The sequence below is a fragment of the Streptomyces sp. NPDC001515 genome (assembly GCF_053597115.1).
In genome coordinates, this window is record NZ_JBSFHN010000033.1 from 50,817 (window position 1) to 75,123 (window position 24,307).

Sequence of the window (24,307 nt, forward strand, 5' to 3'; positions counted from 1 at the left end):
CGCCGGGCTGTACCCCATCCCGTTGACCGCCATCTGCTGGGCCGCCACCGAACGCACGGACGTCATCCCGCCGCCCCCACCGCCGGCGCTGCCCCCGCTCGACCCGCCGACGCCGCCCTGCACCGGGATGAGCGCCGCGTCCATCCCGCCCTGGACCCAGGCCCGCAGCGCCGACCCCGGGCACTGGGTCGACTGCCCGGAGAGCCCGCTGTGCCAGGTCTTCTCCAGGGTGCGGCCCGTGCGGCGGTTCGCCTCCAGGTACAGGGCGCGCAGCGCCGAGAGGGCGCGCGGGGTGGCGTCCCCGTCGTACCCGATGAAGCAGGCGCCGATGTGGGTCGTGTTGTGCCCCGTGGCGTGCGCCCCGACCACGTCCCAGCCGCGCCCTTCGAAGATCCGGCCGTCGTGGTCGACGAGGAAGTTGTAGCCGATGTCCGACCAGCCGTTGGAATCCATGTGGTAGTTCTGGATCTGACGGACCGTCTGGGACGTGGGCCCCGCCGAGTAGTGCACGGTGAAGCCGGTGCGCGCGGACGGGTCGACCCGGGTGACCTCCCTCGGCGGCCGGGCACCCCATTCGCTGCGGCTGTAGAAGAAGAGGGACTGGCCCGGCTTGGGCGGCAGCGGCAGTTCCTCGTCGCCGCCCCCGCCCGGCGGGGGCGCGTAGAACGCTCCGCTCTGGACGTACGGGTAGAGCTTTCCGGGGCACTCGGTGTTGAAGACGTCCCGATGGCCCAGAACCTGGTAGCCGGCCTGGCCGTTCGCCCGCAGCCAGGCGACCATGTCGCGGATGGTGCTGATCATCTCGCCGTGGACGTCGTCCTCCAGCCCCATCATCCCGCAGACGGCGAAGTAGTTCTGGTTGGCTCCGGGGGTCTTGGTCCCGTTGGCGGCGGACCGGACCCTGCTGCCCCGGCCCTCGAAGGCGATGCCGTGGTTGCAGACGAGATAGCTGTACGCGATGTCGTCGTACACGTCGTCGTTGGACCAGAACGGCGGGTACATGTGCTCGTTCTGGATGTCCCGCATGTGCGCGTAGCAGTCGTCGTGGTGGCTCTGGGCCTGCTTGCCCGGACCCAGGTGGTGGATGATCGTTCCTCCCAGCCAGGGGGAGAAGGAATCCGTCTCGGGCTTCTTGCGGGGCTTGGCGCCCCATTCCTCGCGGCTGACGATGGTGACCATGGGACTGGTTCTCTCCGTACGCGTTCGGCGTATGGGGCGGGCTGACGGGGGCGGAGGGGAGGCGGCGTGCGGTCTCAGACCGCGCCGATCACGCCCCCGTCCTCGCGGCGGACGGCGATCGTGGCCGAGCGGGGGCGGCCGTGGCGGGCGCGGTCCGGCCAGTCGCTGACCGCCGCCGGGTTCGCGGCGGTGGGGGCGCCCCATGCCGCGGTCGCCGAACCCGGGTGCTGGATGTTGACGAAGAGGGTGCGCCCGTCGGGAGTGCTGCTCACCCCGGTGACCTCGGCGCCGCGCGGCGCGGTGAGGAAGCGGCTGACCCGTCCGGTACGGGGGTCGGCGGCCAGGAGCGCGTTGTTGCCCAGGGCGGCGTGGCCGCGCTCGGCGCGGTTCAGCGCGTCGGCCGAGATGCCGGTGCTGATCCAGAGCTGTCCCGCGCTGCCGAACGCCAGCCCCTTCGGTGCCGCGAACTGTCCGTACGCGTCGGCCCGGACCTCGGGGTCGAGCGCGGGGTCGCCGCCGAGCAGGAAGACGTCCCAGTGGAAGCCCGTCCCGGTGCCGGTCTCCTCCTGCCAGCGCACGATGTGGCCGTACGGGTTGGCGTCGCGGGGCCCCACCGCGTGGGAGTGGCCGCCCGAGCCGTTGGCGAGGGCGCAGTGCACGGTGCCGTCGACCGGGCTGACGGCGATCTGCTGCGGCCGGTCCATGCGGGTGGCACCGAGCGCGTCGGCGGCCTCGCGGGCCCTCAGGACGACATCGGCCTGGTCCTTCCAGCCGAGCGCGGTGGTGAGCGCCGCCCGGCCGTGGACGAGCGGCAGCCACTCCCCCGTGCCGTCCTCGTGGAACCGGGCGACGTGCAGGACGCCGTGGTCCAGCGGGCTGCGGCCCCGGGCCCGGACGCTCTTCCAGGGGCTGTCGCCGACGAACTTGTAGAGGTAGCCGCCGTCCTGGTCGTCGCCGCTGTAGACGACGACGCGTCCGTCGCGGGTCTCGCCGGCCGCCGCCGAGGAGTGGTTGAAGCGGCCCAGCGCGGTCCGCTTGACCGGGGTCGTTCCGGCGGGGTCGGAGGTGTCCACCTCGACGATCCAGCCGTAGCGGTGCGGCTCGTTGGGGGTCGCGGCGAGGTCGAAGCGGGGCGCGGCGGTGTGCCAGCGGTGTCCGTGGCCCCGTGCGCTCAGCCCGTAGCGGCGCTGGGTGGCGGTGGGCCGCCAGGACGGGTCCTCGGTGCCGAACCAGCCGTTGGCGTTCTCCTCGCAGGAGAGGAACGAGCCCCAGGGGGTCACCCCGTGACCGGTGTTGCTCAGGGTGCCGACGGGGGCCTCCCCGGTCCGCAGGGCCGGGTGCGCGGAGGTCAGGGGGCCCGAGAAGACCACCGGGGTGGTGCCGGTGATCCGGGCTGCGGACCCCGGCCCCGCCGGGGCCCAGCTGCCGTCTGCCCGCCGGCGGATCGGCAGCGCGGTGACGCCCTGCGCGGCGAGGCCCTTCGCGACCTGCTCGGCGGACACCGTACGGTCGCCGGCGCGGCCGCCCGCGTACTGAAGGACGGGGTCCACCGACTCGTGGTTGATCAGGAGCGTGCCCCGCCGCGAGGCGCCGGTGCCCCGGCCGGACGGGAGGAAGGCGAGCCCGCTGTGGTGGGAGCCGATCTGGGCGGCCTGTTCGGCGGCGGTGTTCGTCCCGTCGCGCCGCCAGGCGGGGCCGCCCCGTGCGGAGAGCGGGGCGCCCCACGGGGCGAGGACCTGGACGCGGTGGCCGGCGGGCACGGTGACGCGGTCGGCCGAGTTCGCCGCCACGGGCACGAAGCCCGGGCCGGCCGTCCCGGTTCCGGTGCGGGCGAGGGCCGTCGCACCGCCGGAGAGCGCGACCTGGGCGGCGACGAGGGCACCGGTCACCAGCAGGTTCCGGCGGCTCATCCGGGCGGTCACCAGATCCTGGAAGTCCCGGGCACCGGAGGGGGCGGCGTGTGCGGCCGGGCGGCTGTCGTCCGACATGTGTCTCCTTGGTGCCGCCGTGCGGGCACGGCGGCGTGTGAAGGGCTGGGGAGCCGCACCCCCGGCGGGACCCGTCGCCCGGACGGTGCCGGGCACGCGGACCGGTCCGTTCGCGACGGACGGTCCGAGGTCGTGGGGTGCGGGACCCGAATGTAGGTCAGCCGGGGCGCGATCCCGCCGGCCCGCCGTCCCAGGGACGGTCCCCCGTGTCCCGTCCGGCCGTGGGACGCGCGCATACGACGGGGCCGGCGCCCCCGGGGAGGCGCCGGCCCCGGCTGGTTGGGATGCGCGATCAGGGCAGTTGGACGGCGCCCTCCGGGGCGCACTGCCGCTGCTTCTCCTTGGGGATCACTCCGCACACGCTCATGGAGGCGAGCGGGGCCTCCTCGGACACGGCGAGCATCTTGGTGTACGAGTCGTGCTCGAAGCGGATCAGGGCTTCCAGTTCATTGCCCCGGGCGTCCCGGATGGTCACCTTGTCACCGACGGCGCCGCCCTCGATCCGCCCCCAGACCGCCTGGCAGGCGGCGCTGTACCGGAGCTGGATGTGCATGCCGCGCAGGAAGGTGCTCTTCACCGTCTCGGCGTCCCACTGGCACTCCATGGCCTGCGGATCGTTGCGGATGCAGGTGTCGGACGTGCACTTGACCTGGATGTCCCCGGCCCCGGGCACGAGGTCGGTGCCCTCGTCGTCCGCCCCCGCGCCGCGCGTCCCGCCCGCCGAGGTGTCCGCGCCGTGCGCCGCGTCGGTGACCAGGGGCAGGACCACGCCGGTCGCGACGGAGCCCATCAGCGCTCCGGCCGCGATGTATCCGATCACGGCGGACCTGCGCCGCCACGTGGACCGCCGGGGGGATCCCCCGGCGTCCGTCGCGGCGCTCCGCTCCGCGGGCTCCGCCGTCACGGTTCTCACGGGCTGCGCGGTCTTGGGCCGTGCGGCCGTGCCCGGCTCCTCCACCGGTGCGGCGGCCGGGGCCGGTGCGGTCGGTGCGGTGCCGCCCGCCGGGACGGCGGTCGCCTCGGCCAGCAGTCCGAGCAGCGGCTCGGGGTCCGTTCCGGCCACGGCCGCGAGCTGCTCGACGGCGACGGTGGTCGGCAACTGCTTGCCGTTCAGGAAGCGTTCCCACGACGAACGGCTGTAGTGCGTCCGGTCGGCCAGCCCGCCGAAGCTGAGCTGCGACACCTCCTTGATCCGCCGCATCTCCGCGCTGAGCCGTGCGTGCGCCGACGCGGCGGCGTCGGCGGCCTTCTTCTGGTTCGACATGGAAGAGCCCCCCTCAGTCCTGTGCCCGCCCACCCGAGTTCCCCAAGTCGAGTGGCGCGAGGGACAGAATATGCGGCGCGGGAGACGGTCCCGAACCGGACCGGCCGGGGCCGGAACGCGTACGGCCGCGCAGGTCGGCGGCCCCGGACCGGGCCCCTGCCGTCAAGGGCGCCTCCCATCTGGGGTGCGTCGCCCGCGCGAGCGGCCGGGACGCGTCCCAGGGACGCCGCCCGTCCTGCGAGGGATGCCGGGGACGGCCGCCTTCGGAGGAGTGAATCCGGCGAAACCGGGATAGAGAAGTGCAGTTGGCGCCAGGATGGATCCATGAGCAATCACAGCGAAGGGCCGTTCGGACAGCCGGTCGTGGTGCGGATCCCGGTGGAACCGGTCGAGGCCGCGATCGAGGCGGACGCCCTGGACGCGGCGGTCCGGCACGAATCCCTGGCCGTGCGCGGCCCCTTGTTCGGTGTGGCGACACAGTGTCCGGCGGACGGCGCCCGGTGGCGGGTCGCCGTCCCGATCATCCACGGCTGCCCGCAACAGGCCCGCGACAGCCTCAACTCGCTGCTGTGGTTCCGCGCGAAGGACGACGCGAAGGACGTGGCCGAGCGACGCGGACTACTGGCGGCGGTCTCCCGCCTGGAGCGGGAGTACGTGAACGAGCTGACCGTGCTCGACACCCGCTTCCGCGTGGTCAGGGCCGAGGAGTACGCGGGCATGGACGGCAGCGGCAACATCGAGCTGCCCCGCCCGACCGACCCCGATCCCCTGGACGACGACTGGGAGCCCGGGGTCAGCGACCCGCTCGACGTGGACCTCGTCCTGGACATGGACGCGCCCATCTCCCCGCTCCAGGCGGCCGAGCGGCTGGCGATGCGTTCCCTCGCCTACACCGGGACGCGGTTCCCCGCGGCCGTGCGCGGCGATTCGGCGCGGGCCGTGGAGACCCACCCCGACGTGCTGCTGCTGCCCGCCTCGTTCATCGTCGTCGAACGGTCGGGAAAGAAGAACTGGCGGCCGGGCGGCAGCCTCCACACCACCGCCCACGCCGCACGGAGCGCGCTCTACCACAGCCTGACCTGGATGGAGCCGCGCCTGCTCGGCCTGATCCCCTTCGACGCGCCGGCCGGCGTGGACGCGTACAGCGTGATCGCCGAGGGCGACAGTCCCGTGGCGGACCGGCTGGCGGAGTTCACCGAGGCCGCAGACCGGCTGCGCGCCGGCCGTCTCAACGAGGTCGAGGCACGCGGCACGACGTACCGGATCGTCCGCTCCCGGCGGCTCCTGCGCTGGGGCCCCGAGGGCCCGGAGGGCCCCCGCCCGTCCGACGTCAACACCCAGACCCCGATGGCGATGCACCCGCCCCTGGACGAGAACGGCGTCATCCAGCCCGAGGCCGAGTAGACCCGCCCGTCGGCTCCGCTCCCGTACCGGCCGGGAAGCGGAGCCGGCCGTTCGACGCCCGGCCGTCGCGTCGGCGTCCCGTCGGGGACGGCGAACCGTCCCGCCCCGTGGCCTCGACGATTGGCGATTCAACAACCCCCTGGTGTAGAAAGCCCCGTCGATCAATCATGATCACGTCGCTGAACATCTCATTCGGGGGAATGACCATGTCTTCAAATCGCCGTGTTCTCAGCGCGATAGCGCTGATCGCCGCCCTGAGCGGTGTGGCCGCCTGCGGCCCCGACGACACCGACGCCGCAGGCACGACCGGAGGCGCCGACACCAGCGCCTCGCCCGCGGCCGAGGACTCCGGATCACCGGACGCGGACAGCAACGGCGGCAGCGCACCGGCCGCCGACGCGGACGGAGCGGGCGAGAACTGCGGGAAGCCGCCGGTCCTGCCCGAGGGGCACCTCCGCGTCAAGGTGGAACTGATGCGGGACGCCGCCGGCTTCGAAGCCGCCGTCGCCACGCCCCACTGCACACCGAACGACTGGATCTACGGGGCCGAGAAGGGCACCGAGACCCGGCACTACGTCCTCCCGGACACCGTCAAGGCCGATCTGGCCCTGGCCGACGGCCCCGGCATGTGGAAGCGCGTCGACCACGATCAACTGGCGCTCCACATCGACCGCTGCCTCGCCGAGGAGCTGGGGACCAGCATCAAGGGCTACCCCAAGGTGGAACCCCCGTTCGGCTGCTTCGGCAGCATCTACGAGATCACGCGCGACGCGCAGGGGAACGTGGCCACGATGAAGGAGATCTGGAGCGTCTGACCGACGCCGGACCCCGGCGCCCGGAGCGTCCGACCAGCGCTCCGGGCCCCGGCGGCTGCCCGTGCTCCGCCGACCGGCGAACCTGCCCTACCGGCGGTCGGCCTCTCGGGGGCGCGGGCCGGGGCACCCCTCTCCGTATGCCACTTCGCGGCCCCGCGGAGACGGACGACGACCTCGATCCGGTCGCGTCGGCGCACTCACCCCGGCGTCCGCCGAGCCCGCCGCACCTCGCGGTGGACCGCCCAGACATCGGCCACGGGTCCGAGGTGGGCCAGCTTGTCCGGGTTGAGGACGGAGCGGACCATGTGGACCTGCCCGTCCCGCACATCCAGGGCGAAGACGTCCAGCACGTTCCCCTCGCCGTCGTGGAAGAGCGCCCCGGGCTGGCCGTTGACCGTACGCGGCGTGCACGTGATGCCCACCCGCGTCATCGCGGGACGGGCGGCGGCCAGCAGACGCGCGACCTTCTCGGCACCGGCGACGGCCCGGGCCAACTGCGGCGCCTTGCCGCCCCCGTCGCCGACGAGCTGGACATCGGCGGAGAGCATCGTCCGCAGCCCGTCCATGTCCCCCTGCGCCATCGCGTCGAAGAACCGCCGCGCCAGCTCGTCCCGCTTCTCCCGGTCCACGTCGAACCGGGGGCGGCCCTCGTCCATGTGCCGGCGTGCCCGGACGAGCAGTTGCCGGCAGGCCGCCGGTGAACGGTCCACCGCCGCGGCGACGTCGTCGAAGCCGAAGGCGAAGACCTCCCGCAGCACGAAGACCGAGCGCTCCAGCGGACTGAGCCGTTCCAGGAGCAGCAGCGCCGCCATCGACACGGAGTCGGTCAGCTCCGCCGCGCGCGCCGGGTCCTCGTACGGATCGTCGAGCAACGGCTCCGGCAGCCAGGGCCCGACGTATGCCTCGCGCCGCACCCGCGCGGACCGCAGGACGTCGACCGAGATCCGGGTCACCGTGGTCGCCAGGTACGCCTTGACGGAGTCCGGCCGCGTGGACGAGGTGGCGTAGCGCAGCCAGGTCTCCTGCACGGCGTCCTCCGCCTCGCTGACGCTGCCCAGCATCCGGTACGCGATCGAGAACAGCAGAGGTCTCAGATCCTCGAACTCCTCGGCCCTGTCCACGCCCTGCTCCCCCATGTGTCCGCATCCCTCGTGCGGGTCCCGGTGCCGGGCCCCGCTTTCGGATCATGGCATTTCCCGCCCTGGGCTGCGGCGATTCCGCAGAAGCCCATGGCATTTCCTGTCCTGGGCTGCGGCGATTCCACGGAAGCCGCCCGCCGGCGGCCCGCCCCGTTCTGCTCCGCCCCGTTCTGCCGCGATGTGACGCGCGTCTCCTCCGATCCCGGCCCGGCCGTGTCACAGAACCGGCCACTGCCTCGTCCCGGGTCCAGAAGACACCGAGCAGGGAGTTGTCCATGAACATCGAGCAGAGGATCACCGCCGGAGCGCCGGCAGCCGTCCGCCTCGTGCACAGCTCCACGATGTCCGTTCCCCGCGAGAAGCCGGCCTCGGCCGACGCGTCCGAGCGGCGGGCGAGGGACTTCAGCCCCCGGCGCCCTCAAGGCCACCGGCCGCGTCGACGTGTTCGCCGCGGCCGGCCTGATCCTCCACGCACTCCTCGGCAACGCCCCCGCCCAGGTCCCGCGCGCGGCCTGCGGCCTCGCCGCCCTGCTCGTCCGCGCCGCCGCGACGCGACCGCTCAGGGACGAGCGGGCCCCGATCACCGGCGGCGTCGCCTGCCCGCCCCTGGCCGCGTTCACCGCCCGGGGCCGCTTCGGCCCGCCCCCTTCACCGGCTGAGCCGACGCCTCGTCCCGCCCCGTTCCCCTCATCACCTCGCACAGGAGGACCCCGCCATGGAAACGCTCCGCTACATCTTCCTCGTCTTCCACCTCTTCGGCTTCGCCGCGATCCTCGGCGGCATCTTCTACCAGTTGCGGGGCAAGGACCCCGTGACCGGCGACTACATGGTGACCAGCGCGGTCGTCCAGCTGGTCACCGGCATCGGCCTCGTCTGGACCCGCCTCGACCTCGACCTGCCCGTCCCGCACGCCAAGATGGCCGTGAAACTCGGCCTCGACGTCCTCGTGGCTCTCATCGCCCTGATCGGCATGCGCACCAGAGCGGCCTGGGCCTTCTACGCGGTGGCCACGGTCACGGCCGCCGCGGTGGTGGTGGCCGTGGTGTGGAAGTAGCGATGCGTCGAACCGCATTGCCCTGCAGTGCAGTTCGCCTGGCCGGCAGGCCGGGGTGCGCAAGCGCCCGTCTGTCCTACGTGGTGGACAGGGGCATCGTCCGGGTGAGGCAGCGCCCGTAGCGGACGTCGCCCCTCAGCCCGGTGCCGGCGCCCGGCCCCACCGGCAACGCCCACCGGCCTGCGCGGCTACCGCCCGGCAGGCCCGGGCTCCGAGCGGGGTGTCGCGCTGATCGACGGACGGGCGGCGCTCAGTTCCGCGCAGGACGCGGACGCTGCACGACCCGTCACCAAAACGATCAAGGGGCGGTTTCGGATGTCTCCGAAACCGCCCCTGATCTGCGACTTCCTCCAGTCGGAACGACAGGATTCGAACCTGCGACCCGCCGCCCCGTTCATCCCGCCGACCACGTATGCGGCGGTGCTCGCCTCGGCGGCCGGCCTGGCTCTGGCCTCGACGGGGGTACCGGCCCGGGTCGCGCTGCGCCGGCATGCGGCCGAAGCGGTGGCCGGAGGCGAGTGAGGTGCGTCGCTCGACCCACCCCGTTGCCACGGTGGGAGAAGTGATGGGGCCGGGAGTACTCCGACAGTACAGATCGCTCGGAGCGCGACTCGGCCGACGCGAGGGACATGGGATCCGCAGCGCGGAGCGATCGCCGGGGAGCCGGTTCAGGTGAACGCTGTGCGGCCGGCGCGCGTGCCGGCCGCACACCGTCCCATCGATGACGCTTCGGCTGTTCGAGGGGCGGTGCGCGGCGCCTTCGGCGGCGTAGGGATGCGCGGGTGCCCGATGTGTGGACGATGGGGAAGAAGGGGCTCGCGAGCCGTGGTCGCCCAGCGGCTCCAGCGAAGGCTGGAAGAGCTCTCATCCATGCGGGTCACAAGGTGGCGGGGCTGCCGCGCGAGCACGGGAGACTTTCATGCCGGTCTGTACCACCCGCGACGGTGTCGAGATCTTCTACAAGGACTGGGGTCGGGGGCGCCCCGTGGTCTTCATCCACGGCTGGCCGCTCAACGGCGACGCCTGGCAGGACCAGCTGAAGGCCGTGGCCGACGCGGGGTACCGCGGCATCGCCCACGACCGGCGCGGTCACGGCCGGTCGACACCGGTGTACGACGGATACGACTTCGACACCTTCGCCGATGACCTGAACGATCTGATCACGCAGCTCGACCTGCGCGACGTCACGCTGGTCGCGCACTCGATGGGCGGCGGCGAACTGGCCCGGTACATCGGCCGACACGGCACCGATCGCATCAAGTCCGCCGTGCTGCTGTCGGCGGTCCCGCCCCTGATGCTCCAGGGGGCGGACAATCCGGAGGGCGTGCCGCAGAGCGTCTTCGACGACATCAAGAACGGCATCCTGGCCGAGCGCTCGCAGTTCTGGAAGGACACGGCCGTCGGGTTCTTCGGCGCGAACCGGGAGGGGAACAAGGTCACCCAGGGCAACAAGGACGCCTTCTGGTACATGGCCATGGCGCAGACCATCGAGGGCGGCGTGGACTGCGTGGATGCGTTCGCCTCGACGGACTTCCACGAGGACCTGAAGAAGTTCGACGTACCGACCCTGGTGGTGCACGGCGACGACGACCAGGTCGTCCCGATCGACGCGACCGGCCGCAAGTCGGCGAAACTCATCCCGAACGCCACCCTCAAGGTCTACGAGGGCGGTTCCCACGGCATCGCGCTGGTGCCGGGCGACAAGGAGAAGTTCAACAAGGACCTGCTGGACTTCCTCAGGAGCTGACCGGGTCCGTCCGTCCGGTGACCCACCTCCGCCGGCAGCCGACGGAGGTGGGAGCTTGTGAGTGAACGGTCGTTCCGGCGGTACCCATCACGCCGGTCGGGAACGTGAAGGCAGGCACACATGAGTGGTCTTTCCCCGGGCTTCCACGGCCTTACGCACCGATTCGGGGAGCGGCTTCCGCCGGGGCAGTACCCGACGGATTCATTTCCCGTTCTCTCGGCCGGGCCGACTCCACAGATCAGCACCGAGGACTGGTCCTTCACGGTCACGGCGGAGGACGGGCGGACCCGTCGCTGGGACTGGGGCGCCATGACGGCGCTCCCCCAGGAGGACGTGACCGTCGACATCCACTGCGTCACCCGGTGGTCGAAGTTCGACACCGCGTGGCGCGGTGTGTCGCTGGACGCCTTCCTCGCCGGTGTGGAGAGCACGGCGGACTTCGCCGTGGCCCGCAGCGAGGGCGGCTACACCACCAACCTGCCCCTCGACGACCTGCTGGAAGGCAAGGCGTGGCTCGTCCACACCTTCGACGGGTCCCCGCTGTCCCCCGAACACGGCGGGCCCGTCCGCCTGCTGGTTCCGCACCTGTATTTCTGGAAGTCCGCGAAGTGGGTCACCGGGCTCACTCTCACCCAGCAGGACGAACCGGGCTTCTGGGAATCCGTGGGGTACCACAACTACGGCGATCCCTGGCGCGAGCAGCGGGGCTGGAGCGACTGACCCGTGAGTGCATGGTGGAGGGCCCGCCTCGTCGGGCGGGACGATCAGTCCCCGACGGGCCGCTCACTGCGGTTCCACGTCCCCCAGTGGCCCGGCCACCTCGCCGGTCAGCATGTGGACGTACGGCTGAGCGCGGACGACGGCTACCAGGCCGTACGCAGTTACTCCCTGGCCGCGCCCACGATGGGGACCGACATCGAGCTGGGCGTGCAGGCCGTCCCGGGCGGCGAGGTCTCCCCCTACCTCGCACGGGACCTTCCGGTCGGTGCCGAGGTCGAGGTGATGGGCCCACTGGGCGGGTGGTTCGTCTGGCGGGCCGAGCAGACCGACCCGGTGCTGCTGGTGGCGGGAGGCTGCGGCATCGTGCCCCTGATGGCCATGATGCGCGCCCACCGTGTGACGGGATCCGCCGCGCCGATGGGGCTGCTCTATTCGGTCCGCGACCCCGATCAGGTCTGGTACCGCGACGAACTCATGCCGGACACCGACTCGCCCCCGGCCTCGCGCATCGTCTTCACCCGCCGCGTGCCGACCGGCTCGTCCCGGCCTCCGGGTCGGATCACCGCCGACGATCTACTGCCGCCGGGGCGGTCCGCGCGCGATTCAGTTCTGTGCTTCGTCTGCGGCCCCACCGGCTTCGTGGAGCACGCCACCGATCTCCTCGTCCGCGTCGGCTTCGCCCCCGAGCGCATCCGCGCCGAGCGCTTCGGCTGACCGCCGTCTTCGTAGCTGCCGCGTGCAGCCCCTGCCCCTGGAGCACACGTGACCTCCCCCTCACCTCGTGACGGCAACGCTCTTGCCGGGCCCCTGTCACAGATCTTCGCCGTGGATCCGACGATCGCCCGGCGGCGCTGCCCCCACTGCGGGCTGACCGGTTCGCTTGCGCAACTGCGCGTCTACGGGCCAAATCCCGGGCTCACCGGGCGCTGCCCCGGCTGTGAGGCGCTGGCTCTTCGCCTGGTCGAACAGCCCGGACACCTCTGGTTGCAACTGGGCGACGGGAAGGGGGCGTTCCGGTTCCCCCGTCTCTGACAGACAGGTGCGCGCGTTCTCCGACAGCTCGGTCACCGGATTCGTGCGCGGGCCCCTGGCCCGGACGGCACTCTCCCGGTGAAGCCCGACGCGCCCGGCCCGGTCTCGTCGCAGCCCGCTCATGAGCCCGGAGCCGGGACCTGTGACGACCGCGCCGGTCGGCGCACGCACACAGTCCCCGCCGAATATTCCTTCCCCCTCTCCTCGCCAGAAAGGTCTCCCCGTGCACGAAGAGCGCGTACCAGCCGACATGAAGTCGCTGCCCGACAATACGGACCCGGCGGCCGAGGGCTGCCCCGTGCAGCAGGCCGCCGCCGACCCGATGAAGGGCGACGGCATCCGGCAGTGGTGGCCGAACCGTCTCAATCTCGAAGTCCTGCGCCGGCACGAGCGCAACAGCGATCCCTACGGCGAAGGGTTCGACTATGCCGAAGCCTTCGGCGCACTCGATCTGGAAGCGGTCAAGAACGACATCGCGCACACGCTGACGACGTCCCAGGCCTGGTGGCCCGCCGACTTCGGTCACTATGGACCGTTCATCATCCGGATGGCGTGGCACCTGTCGGGCACCTACCGGGCGACCGACGGCCGCGCAGGCAACGGCGCCGGCCTGCAGCGCTTCGCCCCGGTCGGCAGCTGGCCGGACAACGTCAACCTGGACAAGGCCCGTCGGCTGCTGTGGCCGGTGAAGCAGAAGTACGGGCGGGCCCTGTCCTGGGCCGACCTCATGGTGCTCTCCGGCAACGTCGCTCTGGAATCGATGGGCCTGGACACGGTCGGATTCGGCGGCGGCCGGGAAGAGGTCTGGGGCCCCGACGAAGCCGTCTACTGGGGCCCGGAGACGAACTGGCTCACTGACGAACGGCACAAGGACGACGGCGAACTGTTCACCCCGCTGGCCGCCGACACCATGGGCCTGATCTACGTCAACCCCGAGGGCCCTCGGGGAAACCCCGATCCGATGGCGTCGGCCACCGACATCCGCGAGACCTTTGCCCGCATGGCGATGAACGACGAAGAGACCGTCGCCCTGTGCGCCGGCGGTCACACCTTCGGCAAGACTCACGGCGCCTCCGGTACCGACAGACTCGGCCCCGAACCCGAAGCGGCTCCGATCGAACAGCAGGGCCTCGGCTGGAAGAGCACTTTCGGGTCCGGCACCGGCAACGACACCACCACCAGTGGCCTTGAAGTGATCTGGACCGATACCCCGACCCGCTGGGACAACCGCTACTTCGAGATCCTCCTCGGGTACGAGTGGGAACTCACCACCAGTCCGGGCGGTGCCCACCAGTGGCGCCCCCAGAACGGTGCCGGAGAAGGCACCGTGCCCGACCCCCACGATCCCACGGCTCGGCGTACTCCGGCCATGCTCACCACCGACGTGGCGATGCGTGTGGACCCCGACTACGCCCGTATCTGCCGCCGATTCCTCGATCACCCCGACGAGTTCACCGACGCCTTCGCCCGCGCCTGGTTCAAGCTGACCCACCGCGACATGGGCCCCGTCACCCGATATCTGGGGCCGGAGGTACCCTCGGAGCACCTGCTGTGGCAGGACCCCCTCCCCGATCCCGTGGATGCCCCGCTCGACGACACCGCCGTCGAGGAGCTGAAATCCATGATCCTGGCGTCGGCCCTGCCGGTCGCCGATCTCGTGTGGCTGGCATGGGCGTCCGCATCCACCTTCCGGCGCAGCGACAAGCGAGGCGGTGCGAACGGTGCCCGCATCCGGCTGGAGCCCATGAACGGCTGGAGCGTCAACGAGCCGTACCGGTTGACGTCCCTGCTGGCACAGCTGGAGCACCTCCGTGAGACGTTCAACTCGTCCCGGCCCGCGGGCCACGGCGTCTCCACGGCCGACCTCATCGTCCTGGCCGGCACGACGGCAGTCGAAAAGGCCGCCGCCGACGCCGGCCACGAGCTCCGGGTCGCCTTCACCCCCGGCCGGGTCGACGCCACCCAGGACCAGACCGACGTCGACGGCCTCGCCTTTCTGGAACCGGCTGCCGACGGCTTCCGCAATCACCTGGGCAAGGACGACACTCTTCCGGCCGAGTACCGTCTCGTCGACAGGGCGGACCTGCTCGGTCTCACCCCGAGGGAGATGACCGTTCTGGTGGGTGGTCTGCGTGTTCTCGGCGCCACGTACCAGAAGTCGGCCATGGGCGTCCTCACCGACACCCCCGGTGCCCTGACCAACGACTTCTTCGCCAATTTGCTCGACCCGAAACTGACCTGGACCCCTACCGACCACGATCCGGAGATTTTCGAAGGCGTGGACACCGCGACCGGCAAACAGCGCTGGACGGGCAGCCGCACCGACCTCGTCTTCGGCTCCAACGCCGAACTCCGTGCCATCGCCGAGATCTACGCCTCCGACGACGGGAAACACCAGTTCCTTCAGGGCTTCGCAGCCGCCTGGACCAAAGTGATGGACCTGGACCGCTTCGACCTCCGCCACCACAGCGTGTAACACCTCCGCTCGCGCTGCCGGGACCGGGACCAGGCACGACCGCCCCCACCCGGACCCGGCGCGCGCCAACGTCACGCACGCCGCCCTCTCCCGACGTGCGGCGAAGGAATGTCTGACGAGTGCTCCTTCGGTTGGTTCGCGGAGCCGGTGGACCAGGGGGCCAGGCGACTCCGCCCAGTAGCGGTCGGCGAGTTCGTCGAACCTGGTCCCCGAGGCCGCTGGTTCGATCCGGCTACAAAGCGGCGTCTGCCCCTGTCCGGGGGAAGGCCGACGAGGACAAGGCGCACGAGTGGCTCAGTCCATCATCGAGGCAGCTGAGGCAGGGCTGCCTTCGTCGCTCGCCACAATGAAGCGCGCCGAATACGGCAACGCGATCAGGGAACTTGCCCTGCGTGGCTTGGAGTTGCAAACACTCGACCCCTACCTGTCAGGCTGGCGGATGCGTGCCGTGCCCGCCGTGGGCCACGTCGCGGTCGCAGCGTCGGGGCCATCGACACCACCCAGTGAATCTGGACCGTGCGGCGTCAGACCACACTCGGTGGACTGACCGACAAGGGGACCAAGGGCATGCGGGCCCGCAAGGTTCCCATCATCGAGGAGATCCGTCCCCTCGTCGCCCAGCGCATCCTGTCCGCCGGCCGCGACCCGGACGCCCGCCTGTTCACCGGCCCGCGCGGCGGACGCATCTCCACCGCCGTGCTGCGCGACGCCACCCACTGGGACGACGTCGTCACCGAGCTCGGCTACGAGCGCCTGCGCCACCACGACCTCCGACACACCGGCCTGACCTGGTTCGCCGACGCCGGGGTCCACGTACACATCCTCCGCAGAATCGCCGGCCACGGTTCACTGACCACCACCCAGCGCTACCTTCACCCGGATGTCCACAAAATCACGGCAGCCGGGGCGGCGCTCTCCGCCCGCCTCAGCGCGCTGCGCGCACCACGCTCGCTGCCGAGTCCCATCGTCATGACCCGCTGACCTGGTCAAGGACGCCGGACCTCCAGTTGGTCCCCAACTGGTCCCCAAAAATGATCAAGGGCCGACTTCGGATGTCTCCGAAACCGGCCCTGATCTACGACTGTCTCCAGTCGGGACGACAGGATTTGAACCTGCGACCCCTTGACCCCCAGTCAAGTGCGCTACCAAGCTGCGCCACGTCCCGATGCCCGTCTGACCTGGGGTTTCCCCCTGGCTGAACGCGCATGAGAACAATACCGCACTCCACAGGGTGGTCACGAACGCATTCACCGCTTGACCTCAAGCGCACTTGATGTCAGACGCTCGGCGCATGACGAACACGATCACCGCGCCGGCGTCCGGATACCGCGACCTGCCCCGGCTGATGAGCCTGATGACCGGCGACGAGAAGCACGGGCCCGCGGCCACCTCCACGCTGGATGCCCTGTGGGTGCTGTACGACCGGGTGCTGCGGGTCACACCGGAGACCGCGGACGCGCCCGGCCGGGACCGTTTTCTGCTGTCGAAGGGGCACGGCCCGATGGCGTACTACGCGGTGCTGGCGGCGCGGGGCTTCTTCGAGGAGGGGGTGCTGGCGGGGTTCGGTTCGTACGAGTCGCCGCTCGGGCACCATCCCGACCGGATGCTGGTGCCGGGGGTCGAGATCGGCAGCGGGTCTCTGGGGCACGGGCTTCCGCTCGCCGTGGGGAGCGTGCTGGGGCTGCGGGCCCAGGGGCTGCGCGAGCCCCGGGTCTGGGTGCTGACCGGGGACGCGGAGCTGGACGAGGGCAGCAATCACGAGGCGATCGCCTACGCAGGCCCGGCCGGGCTCGACCAGTTGCACACCGTGGTGATCGACAACGCCTCGGCGACGTACGGACGCCCCGGCGGGATCGCCGAGCGGTTCGCCACGGCGGGCTGGTCGGTCGACTCGGTGGACGGGCGGGACCACGAGGCGTTGTACGCCGCCTTCACCGCGCCGCACCCCGGACGGCCACGGGCCGTCGTCGCCCGGGTCGCTCCCAAGCGCTGATCCTCGCTCCTCGCCCTTCCGCCGAACCCGCCGCCCCCTCACCCGCCCCTTTTCGGACCGAGAAGAAGGACCTCTGCCATGGACACGATGCGTGACCGGTTCATCGCCACCACCACCCGGCTGCTCGACGAGGACCCGCGCCTGGCGCTCGTCCTCGCGGAGGTCAGCCGGGACGGATTCGCCCGCGCCGAGCGGGACCACCCCGACCGGGTCGTCAATGTCGGCATCCGGGAGCAGTTGCTGATCGGGGCCGGGGCCGGGATGGCCCTCACGGGGATGCGGCCCGTCGTGCACACCTTCGCGAGCTTCCTGGTGGAGCGGCCGTTCGAGCAGGTGAAGCTGGACTTCGGGCACCAGGGCGTCGGCGGGGTGCTGGTGAGCGCCGGGGCCTCGTACGACTGGCCGGCCGGCGGGTTCACGCACATGGCGCCCGGCGATGTGGCGCTCATGGACACCCTGGACGGCTGGACCGTTCACGTACCGGGCCACCCGGACGAGGCGGAGACGCTGCTGAGGGAGGCGGTGGCCGGAGACGGGCGGGTGTACGTGCGGCTCTCGGTCCAGTCCAACGGCCGGGCGCGGCCGGTGGGCGGCACGGGCCGGTTCGCCACCGTGCGCGAGGGCGGGCGGGGTGTGGTCGTGGCGGTGGGACCGATGCTCGACCCTGTGCTCGCCGCCGCCGAGGGACTGGACACGACCGTGCTGTACGCGACGACCGTCCGCCCGTTCGACGCACGGAGCCTGCGGCAGGCGGTGGCCGGGCAGGACGCGGCCGATGTCGTGATCGTGGAGCCGTATCTCGCGGGTACCTCGACGGGTGCGGCCAATGACGCGCTCGCCGCCGTCCCCCACCGGGTCCTGGGGCTGGGCGTGGCCCGGGAGGAGCTGCGCCGCTACGGGCGGATGGACGAGCACCTCGCCGCCCACGGACTGGACCCGCGCGGCCTGCGGCAGCGGATCGGCGCCTTCCTCGGCGGGGAGTGAGGGACTCCGGGGCGGGGCGGGGGTCCGCCGGGCCGCAGGGGACGGTCCGCCGGGCCGCAGGGAGGGTCAGATCCCGAGGAGGGTGTCCTCCCGCCGGTCGAGGTGGCGGACCAGCTCCTGGGCCAGGGACTTGATGGTGTCGAGCCCGGCCCGCCCCCAGGGGCGGGGCACGATGTCGACGGCGCAGACGGCCCCGAGAGCGAGGCCGGTGCGGTCGATGAGCGGCGCCCCGAGGTAGGAGCGGATGCCTATGTCGTCGACGACCGGGTTCCCGGCGAATCGCGGGTAGTCGCAGACGTCCTCCAGGACGAGGGCCTTGCGGCGGACGACGACATGGGGGCAGTAGCCGTGGTCGAGGGCGACGAACCGCCCGCTCCCGGCGGCCGCCGCCCCCAGGTCGGAGCCCCTGCGGGTGCCGGCCGGGGTGTGCAGTCCGGCCCAGAACTGGCGGTTCCCGTCGATGAAGTTGACCATCGAGAACGGCACCTCGGTCACTTCGGCCACCCGGTCGGCGAAGGCGTCGAAGGTCTCGAAGGTGCCGTCGGGCCGTTCGCCCAGATCGAGGCTGCGCAGCCGCTGGGTACGGACCCGGGCGTCGCTGTCGACGGGTGTCAGCAGCAGGCGCCCCAGGGCGTGCGGCGTCGTCACCGGGGTGCCCCGTAGCTTCCGTGACCGGAGAGCGGGGCCGCGGCGTCGGTGGCGTTGATCAGGTGCTGGACGAGGGTGACGAGCGCTCCGGTGCCCGAGCTGGCGATCCGGGCGTCGCAGAGCACGACCGGTACCTCGGGTGCCAGATCGAGGGCGGCCCGCACCTCCTCGGGGCCGTAGCGGAAGGCGCCGTCGAACTCGTTGACCGCGACGATGAAGCCGATGCCGCGCCGTTCGAAGAAGTCGACGGCGGCGAAGCACTCCTCCAGTCGCCGCGTGTCGGCGATGACGACGGCGCCGAGCGCGCCCTGGGAGAGCTCGTCCCACATGAACCAGAAGCGCTCCTGGCCCGGTGTGCCGAACAAATAGAGCACATGCTGTTCGTCCAGCGTGATCCGGCCGAAGTCCATCGCCACCGTCGTGGAGGTCTTGGACTCGATGCCTTCGAGGCTGTCCGTGGCGGCGCTGACCTGGGTCAGCAGCTCCTCCGTACTGAGCGGCGCGATCTCGCTGACCGCGCCGACGAAGGTCGTCTTGCCGACGCCGAAGCCGCCGGCCACCAGCACCTTGAGCGCGACCGGGAAGCCCTCGGGCGTCGCCGGTGGCTGGGCGTGGTGCGCGTATCCGTAGGCGTCGCCGCCGCCGTACCGGGGGTCCCCCGGTGGATTCGCGTAGCCGCCGGGGTCCCCCGGTGGGTCGGCGTAGCCGCCCGGAGCCGGTGCGTCCGCGTAGCCGACATGTCCGGGGCTCGCCGTCCCCGCGTACGGGGCGGATCCGTCGAAGCCGTCAGAGCTGTCGTCGTAAGCCATCGAGCACTGCCTCCAGCAGGGATCGGTCGGTGGGCATGTCATGGAAGGCGGGCGGGTGGGCGGTCACCGCACCGCAGTCGACCAGGTCTGAGAGGAGGACCTTGGTGACCACGGCGGGCAGTCGCAGATGGGCGGCGATCTCGGCCACCGAGGTGGGGCCGCCGCACAGGCCGAGCGCCACGGAGTGCTCGGGACCCAGATGGGTCTGCGGGACGGTGCCGGTGGCGCGGATCAGGGAGAGCAGGTCGAGCACGGTGGTGGGACGGGTACGGCCGTTGCTGACCGTGTAGGGGCGGATGAGGCGGCCTGCCGCATCGTCGAGCAACGGCCCGTCCTGCGTGGTCGGCATGGTCACAGCCCCGGGACGCCCGGCGCCCCGGCCGCTTGTCTCGTCGGGGTCATCAGATAGGGCCGGACGCTCTTGACCAGCATGGTCATCTCGTAGCCGAGGACGGCGGCGTCGGCGTTGCGGCCGGCGAGCACGGCGAGACAGGTGCCGGAGCCGGCCGTGGCCACGAACAGGAGTGTCGAATCGAGTTCCACCACCACCTGGCGGACCTCGCCGTTGTCGCCGAACCGGGCCCCGGCGCTGCGGCCGAGTGAGTACAGGCCCGCGGCCAGCGCCGCCATGTGGTCGGCGCTGTCGGCGTCCAGGCCGTGCAGGGATTTCACCAGCCCGTCGGCCGAGAGGAGGACCGCGCTGCGGGTGTACGGCACGCGCTGGACGAGCCCGCTCAGCAGCCAGTCGAGGTCCGAGACCTGGCCGGACGGCATTTCGGTGGCCATGGTGCATCTACTCCTTGGTGGTGTTCGCGTGGGCGTCGAGTGGGTCGTGGTCGCCGGGGTACGGGCCGGGCCGGAAGAGCCTCACCGGAGCGGCGCCGCGGACCGGGAGCGGTTCCAGGGGCCCCCGGGACGCGGCAGGTGTTCCCGCGCCCGGTCCGGCGGGCAGTCCCGGGGCGCCGTCCGGGCGGAAACCGGCACCGTCCCCGGCCGGCTCGCCCTCGGCGTCGGTGTCGAACTCGGTCTCGGCCCGTGCCTCGGCCAGATCGATGCCGCGCCGGAAGGCCGCCACCAGCCCGGGGTCGTGCAGGCTGGGCTCCTCCTCGGTACGCGGCGCCGGCGCCTCCCTGAGCTGCGGGACCAGGTTCTCCTGGGTGGACCGGCGGGGCAGCTGGGGGCGGGCCGCCGTGCCGGGCCCGGCACCGCTGTCCTGCGGAAGCGGGGGAACGGCGTCCTCACCGTGGCGGGCCCCGGCGGCATCGGCGGGCCGGTCGAGGCGCTCGGCACGCATCGGCAGCGGTGGGGCCTCCCCCTGCGGGGCCCGGGGCGGCTGCGCCGCCGGCGCCGTCGCCCGCTGCGGGCGCGGCTGCTGGTCGGGTACGTAGGCACGGTGCTCCGGGCCGGGGGCGGGCACCGGTGCGGGCGCCTGGGCCTGCGGTGCGCGGTGGGTCCCGGTGTCGTCCTGGGGGGCGGGGCGGTGGGCGGGCCCGAGCGGCGGCGCGGGTGCGCCGCCGGACTCGCCGGAGGCGTCCTCGTCGGCGCCGAGCAGCGTCTGCGGCAGCACGAGCACGGCCTGCGTGCCGCCGTAGATGTTGCTCTGCAGCCGTACGACGATGCCGTGCCGGCGGGCCAGGGAGGCGACCACGAACAAGCCGATGCGGCCGTCCTGAAGGAGCCGGGCGACATTGACCTGGTCGGGGTCGGCGAGCAGGGCGTTCATCCGCTTCTGCTCGTTGCCGGGCATGCCCAGTCCCCGGTCCTCGACCTCCAGGGCGAGTCCCGCGGTGACGCGCTGGGCGCGGAGCAGGACCTGGGTCTGCGGTGCGGAGAACACCGTGGCGTTCTCGACCAGTTCGGCGAGCAGGTGGATCACGTCGGCGACGGCGTGGCCGCGCAGGGTCCCGTCGATCGGGGGCACGAGCTTCACCCGGGGGTACTGCTCGACCTCGGCGATCGCGGAGCGCAGCACCTCGGTCATGGTGACGGGGTTGCTCCACTGCCGGCGGGAGACGGCGCCGCCGAGCACGGCCAGGTTCTCCGCGTGCCGGCGGATGCGGGTGGCCAGGTGGTCGACGTGGAAGAGCCCCTTGAGCAGGTCGGGGTCCTCGACCTCGTGCTCCAGCTCGTCCAGCAGCTGGATCTCGCGGTGCACCAGCGACTGGAGCCGGCGGGCGAGGTTGACGAAGACCTCGACCTTCTGGTCCTCGCCGCTGGGTTCGGCGAGCCGGGACGCCTCCACCACGGCGGCCACGGCGCCCTCCTGCTGGCGGCCCAGTTCCTGGGCCAGCAGTGCGAAGGGGTCGCCTCCGGGCGCGGCCTGGTGCGGGGCGCGCCGGGCGGGCACGGGTTCGCCATTGCGGAGCTGTTCCACCACCTGCTGGAGGTCGGCCTGGTTCTGGACGCTGGCCCGGCGCAGGGCGAGACAGCGGCCCAGCACGGTGGTGGCGACCCGGTTGGCCGCCAGGAACGCGGCGACCATCGCGGCGAGGACGAGCCCGCCGGCGGCGCCGTACGCCGTCCAGAGCTCCCGGGTCGGCCGTACGCCGCCGGCGCGGGCGGTGAAGATCACCGCGCCGGCGCCGGCCAGGGTCGCGGCGACGGCCGGCAGGACGGCGGTCCGCAGGAGTTGAGGGCGTATGCGCGCCTCGGGGGACGGCCGGGCGGCTCGGGGCCGGGCCGCGGCCGAGTGGGAACGGGGACCCGGTCGGCCGTGCCGCCCGCCCTCTCGTCGTTCCGGTCGCGCGTCGGGTGCGCGAAGTTGAGACATCAGCGTCCTCGGTACGTGGGACACCAGGAATCGGCATTCATGTGGTGCCACCTACGGTGGTCGGTCATTCACCGGTCATCGGCCTGGCAGGCTCGGAGAATATGAGCCCACCGTTGATCACCGGCCACACACGGTAGTCGCCTCGTACGCGGGCGTGGCGGGCAGTTGTGGAACTTGCCCGCCATCCGTCCCGCTCTGGTATGACCGCTCGCACTGAAGACCTATTTCTCCGATGGTCCGTTCGCCCGGCGGGCCGTGGAGGGGCGCGCCCCCGGGACCCGGCGGAGAGCGGTGGCCCGACGGAGGAGGAACGCGGCAAGCCCCCTCGGTCACGGCCGAGGGGGCTTGCTTCGCGCGGGCCTGCCGGTGGGTGCGCCCACCGGGGCGGGGGTCAGGGCTGTGCGGCCCCCGCACGGTCCTGGTCGGGAGCGGTGACGGCCTCGGCCGGAGCGGTCAGCGGCACATGGACCGGGGGCCAGTTGCCCCAGCCGGGCGCCGGTTCGGCGGCGACGGCGCGCCACCACGGCTCGACGGCGGGCGGGTCGGCGGGTTCGAAGGGCTGTCCCGGATGCGGGGCGGCCATCGTCACCCCGGCGAACTGGGTGGCCCGCATCGACCACTCGGCCGGTTCGGCCCAGGGGTGCAGGGCGAGGTTGAACGTGCCCCAGTGGATCGGCAGCATGACGCCCGCCGACGCGTCGTCGCCCTGGAGGTCGAGGTGGGCCCGGACGCCCTCGTCGGGGCTCATGTGGATGTCCGGCCAGGCCCCGGGCTCGGGCTCGCTGTCGGTCCGGTCCTTGGGCCAGAACTGGCTGTACGCGCCGATCTGGATCATGGTCGCGTCGAAGGGCCCGTGCGCGGCGCCGATCTCCCGGAATCCGGGGAAGTAGCCCGTGTCGCCGCTGTGGTAGATCCGGTGCTCGGGGCCGGCGACGACCCAGGAGGCCCACAGGGTGTGCTGCTGGTTGCGCAGGCCCCGGCCGCAGAAGTGGCGGGCCGGGGTGGCGGTCAGGGTGATGTCGTGGACGGTAGCGGACTCGTTCCAGTCGAGTTCGTGGATACGGTCCGGGGCGACGCCCCAGTGCTCCAGATGGGCGCCGACGCCGAGCGGGACGGCGAAGACGGTGCCGGTGCCCGCCAGGGTGCGGATGGACGGCAGGTCCAGGTGGTCGTAGTGGTCGTGGGAGATCACGACGACGTCGACCGCGCCGAGCGCGCCCAGTGGCAGCGGCGCGGGGTGCACCCGCTTGGGCCCCGCGAACGGGAAGGGCGAACAGCGCTCGCCCCAGACCGGGTCGAAGAGCACCCGTCGGCCGTCGATCTCGGCGAGGACGCTGGAATGCCCCATCCAGGTGAGCCGGAGGCCGGAGGCGGGGGGTTCGGCGAGATCGGCGAGGGTCGTCGCGTGCACGGGAACGGTCCCGGTCGGCGTCCTGAGGACCCGCTCCTCCTTGCGGAAGAAGACCTTCGCGAAGTCGAGCGGGGAGCCGGAGGGTCTGATCCGCGCCCCCACCGGGTTCTGGAAGACGCCGTCGGCGAAGTTCGGGGAGCGGCGGATGCGCTCCATGCGGGCGCCGTCCGGGTCGGCTCCGAAGGCGGCGGGGCGCAGGGCGCGCAGCCGGGTGCGGAACGCAAGGGGGTCAGCGCCGGTCACAAGGGTCTCCTGGGGCGTCGGTGTCGTTCTCAATTATGGGCAGGGCGTACGGCTGTGCGAGCCCGGAGCGGCCATCGGGAGGCAGCTACGGAGGGTTCAGGCACGCGGCTGCCCGTACACGTGCTCGACGCGCAGGCGCACCACGAGGCGGCGGTCCCTGACCATCGCGGCGCGGTAGTCGTCCCAGTCGGGGTGCTCGCCCTGGACGTCGCGGTAGAGCGTGATCAGTTCCTCCACGGTGGCGTCGTCGGGCCGGGCGGCGACCGGGGTGAGGTCGGCGGTGCCGTCCACGACCGTCCAGGCCCAGCGATCGGCGCTGGTCACGTGGTAGCTCGCGCGAGGGTCCCGCAGGAGGTTGCGCGTCTTGGCGCGGTCCGCCGTGACCGAGACGCGGACCAGGTGCTCGTCGGGGTAGTAGAAGTGGTTCACATTGGACAGCTGCGGTCTGCCGTCCTTCCTCAGCGTGACCAGGACGCCCCCGTCCTCCTCTCCGACCAGCCGCAGCAGCGCTTCCCGGTGTGCGTCGATTCCCGTCATGCCCGGTCCAACGTACGGCCCTCGCGCAGGATTCCGCTGCGGGCGGCCCGGCGGCCCCGGGCGCACGGTTCCGGCCACTTCGCGCACCGCCCCC

At 72.2% G+C, this 24,307-nt stretch carries 23 protein-coding genes and 1 tRNA gene; 12 read left to right on the plus strand and 12 right to left on the minus strand.

Features of this window, described 5'->3' with window-relative positions; translation table 11 throughout:
- The 3 genes from ACWCXC_RS29175 to ACWCXC_RS29185 all read right to left on the minus strand — a co-directional run.
- Window positions 1–1,179: N-acetylmuramoyl-L-alanine amidase (locus ACWCXC_RS29175; protein ID WP_450891005.1), on the minus strand; the 1,179-nt coding region annotated here is incomplete at its 3' end.
- 74 nt (window positions 1,180–1,253) lie between these two features.
- Window positions 1,254–3,167: a PhoX family protein gene (locus ACWCXC_RS29180; RefSeq protein ID WP_450891006.1), complete on the minus strand. Its 1,914-nt coding sequence runs from the start codon at window positions 3,165–3,167 to the stop codon at window positions 1,254–1,256.
- Between the two features lie 292 nt (window positions 3,168–3,459).
- Window positions 3,460–4,431 carry a helix-turn-helix domain-containing protein gene (locus ACWCXC_RS29185; RefSeq protein WP_450891007.1) on the minus strand — a complete coding sequence of 324 codons (972 nt, stop codon included), beginning with the start codon at window positions 4,429–4,431 and terminating at the stop codon, window positions 3,460–3,462.
- Between the two features lie 324 nt (window positions 4,432–4,755).
- Here ACWCXC_RS29185 and ACWCXC_RS29190 point away from each other — a divergent pair, with 324 nt between their 5' ends.
- Together ACWCXC_RS29190 and ACWCXC_RS29195 are read left to right on the plus strand one after the other, a co-directional pair.
- A complete protein-coding gene (locus ACWCXC_RS29190; protein ID WP_450891008.1) occupies window positions 4,756–5,835 on the plus strand; it encodes a DUF5954 family protein in 1,080 nt (359 codons plus the stop codon).
- Between the two features lie 206 nt (window positions 5,836–6,041).
- Window positions 6,042–6,650 (plus strand): hypothetical protein, encoded by a 609-nt coding sequence (locus tag ACWCXC_RS29195; protein ID WP_450891009.1) that lies wholly within the window; start codon window positions 6,042–6,044, stop codon window positions 6,648–6,650.
- A 197-nt stretch (window positions 6,651–6,847) separates the two neighbouring features.
- Here ACWCXC_RS29195 and ACWCXC_RS29200 read toward each other — a convergent pair whose 3' ends face one another.
- On the minus strand, window positions 6,848–7,786 hold the full coding sequence (locus tag ACWCXC_RS29200; RefSeq protein WP_450891010.1) for an RNA polymerase sigma-70 factor: 939 nt from the start codon (window positions 7,784–7,786) through the stop codon (window positions 6,848–6,850).
- A gap of 718 nt (window positions 7,787–8,504) precedes the next feature.
- On the opposite strand from ACWCXC_RS29200, the gene ACWCXC_RS29205 reads away from it, so the two are divergent.
- The 8 genes from ACWCXC_RS29205 (at window position 8,505) to ACWCXC_RS29240 (ending at window position 15,799) form a co-directional block, all read left to right on the plus strand.
- The gene (locus tag ACWCXC_RS29205) at window positions 8,505–8,843 is read left to right on the plus strand and encodes a hypothetical protein (RefSeq protein ID WP_450891011.1); all 339 of its coding nucleotides are present in this window, start codon (window positions 8,505–8,507) and stop codon (window positions 8,841–8,843) included.
- A gap of 315 nt (window positions 8,844–9,158) precedes the next feature.
- Window positions 9,159–9,365, plus strand: coding sequence for a hypothetical protein (locus ACWCXC_RS29210; RefSeq protein WP_450891012.1), 207 nt, complete (start codon window positions 9,159–9,161; stop codon window positions 9,363–9,365).
- Window positions 9,366–9,762: 397 nt separating this feature from the next.
- Complete coding sequence (locus ACWCXC_RS29215; protein WP_450891013.1) at window positions 9,763–10,590, plus strand: alpha/beta fold hydrolase; 828 nt, start codon at window positions 9,763–9,765, stop codon at window positions 10,588–10,590.
- Between the two features lie 120 nt (window positions 10,591–10,710).
- The gene (locus ACWCXC_RS29220; RefSeq protein WP_450685097.1) at window positions 10,711–11,310 is read left to right on the plus strand and encodes a sulfite oxidase-like oxidoreductase; all 600 of its coding nucleotides are present in this window, start codon (window positions 10,711–10,713) and stop codon (window positions 11,308–11,310) included.
- Between the two features lie 3 nt (window positions 11,311–11,313).
- Window positions 11,314–12,024, plus strand: a complete 711-nt coding sequence (locus tag ACWCXC_RS29225; RefSeq protein ID WP_450685098.1) for an FAD-binding oxidoreductase — start codon at window positions 11,314–11,316, stop codon at window positions 12,022–12,024.
- A gap of 48 nt (window positions 12,025–12,072) precedes the next feature.
- Window positions 12,073–12,342 carry a DUF6510 family protein gene (locus ACWCXC_RS29230; RefSeq protein WP_450685099.1) on the plus strand — a complete coding sequence of 90 codons (270 nt, stop codon included), beginning with the start codon at window positions 12,073–12,075 and terminating at the stop codon, window positions 12,340–12,342.
- A gap of 250 nt (window positions 12,343–12,592) precedes the next feature.
- Window positions 12,593–14,818, plus strand: a complete 2,226-nt coding sequence (gene katG, locus ACWCXC_RS29235) for a catalase/peroxidase HPI (RefSeq protein WP_450891023.1) — start codon at window positions 12,593–12,595, stop codon at window positions 14,816–14,818.
- 516 nt (window positions 14,819–15,334) lie between these two features.
- Window positions 15,335–15,799, plus strand: a complete 465-nt coding sequence (locus ACWCXC_RS29240; RefSeq protein ID WP_450685100.1) for a tyrosine-type recombinase/integrase — start codon at window positions 15,335–15,337, stop codon at window positions 15,797–15,799.
- 110 nt (window positions 15,800–15,909) lie between these two features.
- Here ACWCXC_RS29240 and ACWCXC_RS29245 read toward each other — a convergent pair.
- Window positions 15,910–15,983 (minus strand) — tRNA-Pro (locus ACWCXC_RS29245).
- Between the two features lie 126 nt (window positions 15,984–16,109).
- Here ACWCXC_RS29245 and ACWCXC_RS29250 point away from each other — a divergent pair.
- Together ACWCXC_RS29250 and ACWCXC_RS29255 are read left to right on the plus strand one after the other, a co-directional pair.
- Window positions 16,110–16,811, plus strand: coding sequence for a transketolase (locus ACWCXC_RS29250; protein ID WP_450891014.1), 702 nt, complete (start codon window positions 16,110–16,112; stop codon window positions 16,809–16,811).
- Window positions 16,812–16,889: 78 nt separating this feature from the next.
- Window positions 16,890–17,795, plus strand: a complete 906-nt coding sequence (locus ACWCXC_RS29255) for a transketolase family protein (protein WP_450685102.1) — start codon at window positions 16,890–16,892, stop codon at window positions 17,793–17,795.
- A 66-nt stretch (window positions 17,796–17,861) separates the two neighbouring features.
- Here ACWCXC_RS29255 and ACWCXC_RS29260 read toward each other — a convergent pair whose 3' ends face one another.
- From ACWCXC_RS29260 to ACWCXC_RS29290, 7 genes are all read right to left on the minus strand, one after another.
- Entirely contained in the window at window positions 17,862–18,443 is a 582-nt protein-coding gene (locus tag ACWCXC_RS29260) for a GAF domain-containing protein (protein ID WP_450685103.1), read from the minus strand.
- A complete protein-coding gene (locus ACWCXC_RS29265) occupies window positions 18,440–19,009 on the minus strand; it encodes a GTP-binding protein (protein WP_450685115.1) in 570 nt (189 codons plus the stop codon). The genes ACWCXC_RS29260 and ACWCXC_RS29265 overlap by 4 nt, the downstream gene beginning before the upstream one ends.
- A 220-nt stretch (window positions 19,010–19,229) precedes the next feature.
- Window positions 19,230–19,601: a DUF742 domain-containing protein gene (locus ACWCXC_RS29270; protein ID WP_450685104.1), complete on the minus strand. Its 372-nt coding sequence runs from the start codon at window positions 19,599–19,601 to the stop codon at window positions 19,230–19,232.
- A 2-nt stretch (window positions 19,602–19,603) separates the two neighbouring features.
- Window positions 19,604–20,038, minus strand: coding sequence for a roadblock/LC7 domain-containing protein (locus ACWCXC_RS29275; protein WP_450891015.1), 435 nt, complete (start codon window positions 20,036–20,038; stop codon window positions 19,604–19,606).
- A 7-nt stretch (window positions 20,039–20,045) separates the two neighbouring features.
- Complete coding sequence (locus ACWCXC_RS29280) at window positions 20,046–22,022, minus strand: ATP-binding protein (protein ID WP_450891016.1); 1,977 nt, start codon at window positions 22,020–22,022, stop codon at window positions 20,046–20,048.
- 391 nt (window positions 22,023–22,413) lie between these two features.
- Window positions 22,414–23,676, minus strand: coding sequence for an MBL fold metallo-hydrolase (locus ACWCXC_RS29285; protein ID WP_450891017.1), 1,263 nt, complete (start codon window positions 23,674–23,676; stop codon window positions 22,414–22,416).
- Window positions 23,677–23,772: 96 nt separating this feature from the next.
- The gene (locus tag ACWCXC_RS29290) at window positions 23,773–24,213 is read right to left on the minus strand and encodes a TIGR03618 family F420-dependent PPOX class oxidoreductase (RefSeq protein WP_450685108.1); all 441 of its coding nucleotides are present in this window, start codon (window positions 24,211–24,213) and stop codon (window positions 23,773–23,775) included.
- Between the last annotated feature and the right edge of the window lie 94 nt (window positions 24,214–24,307).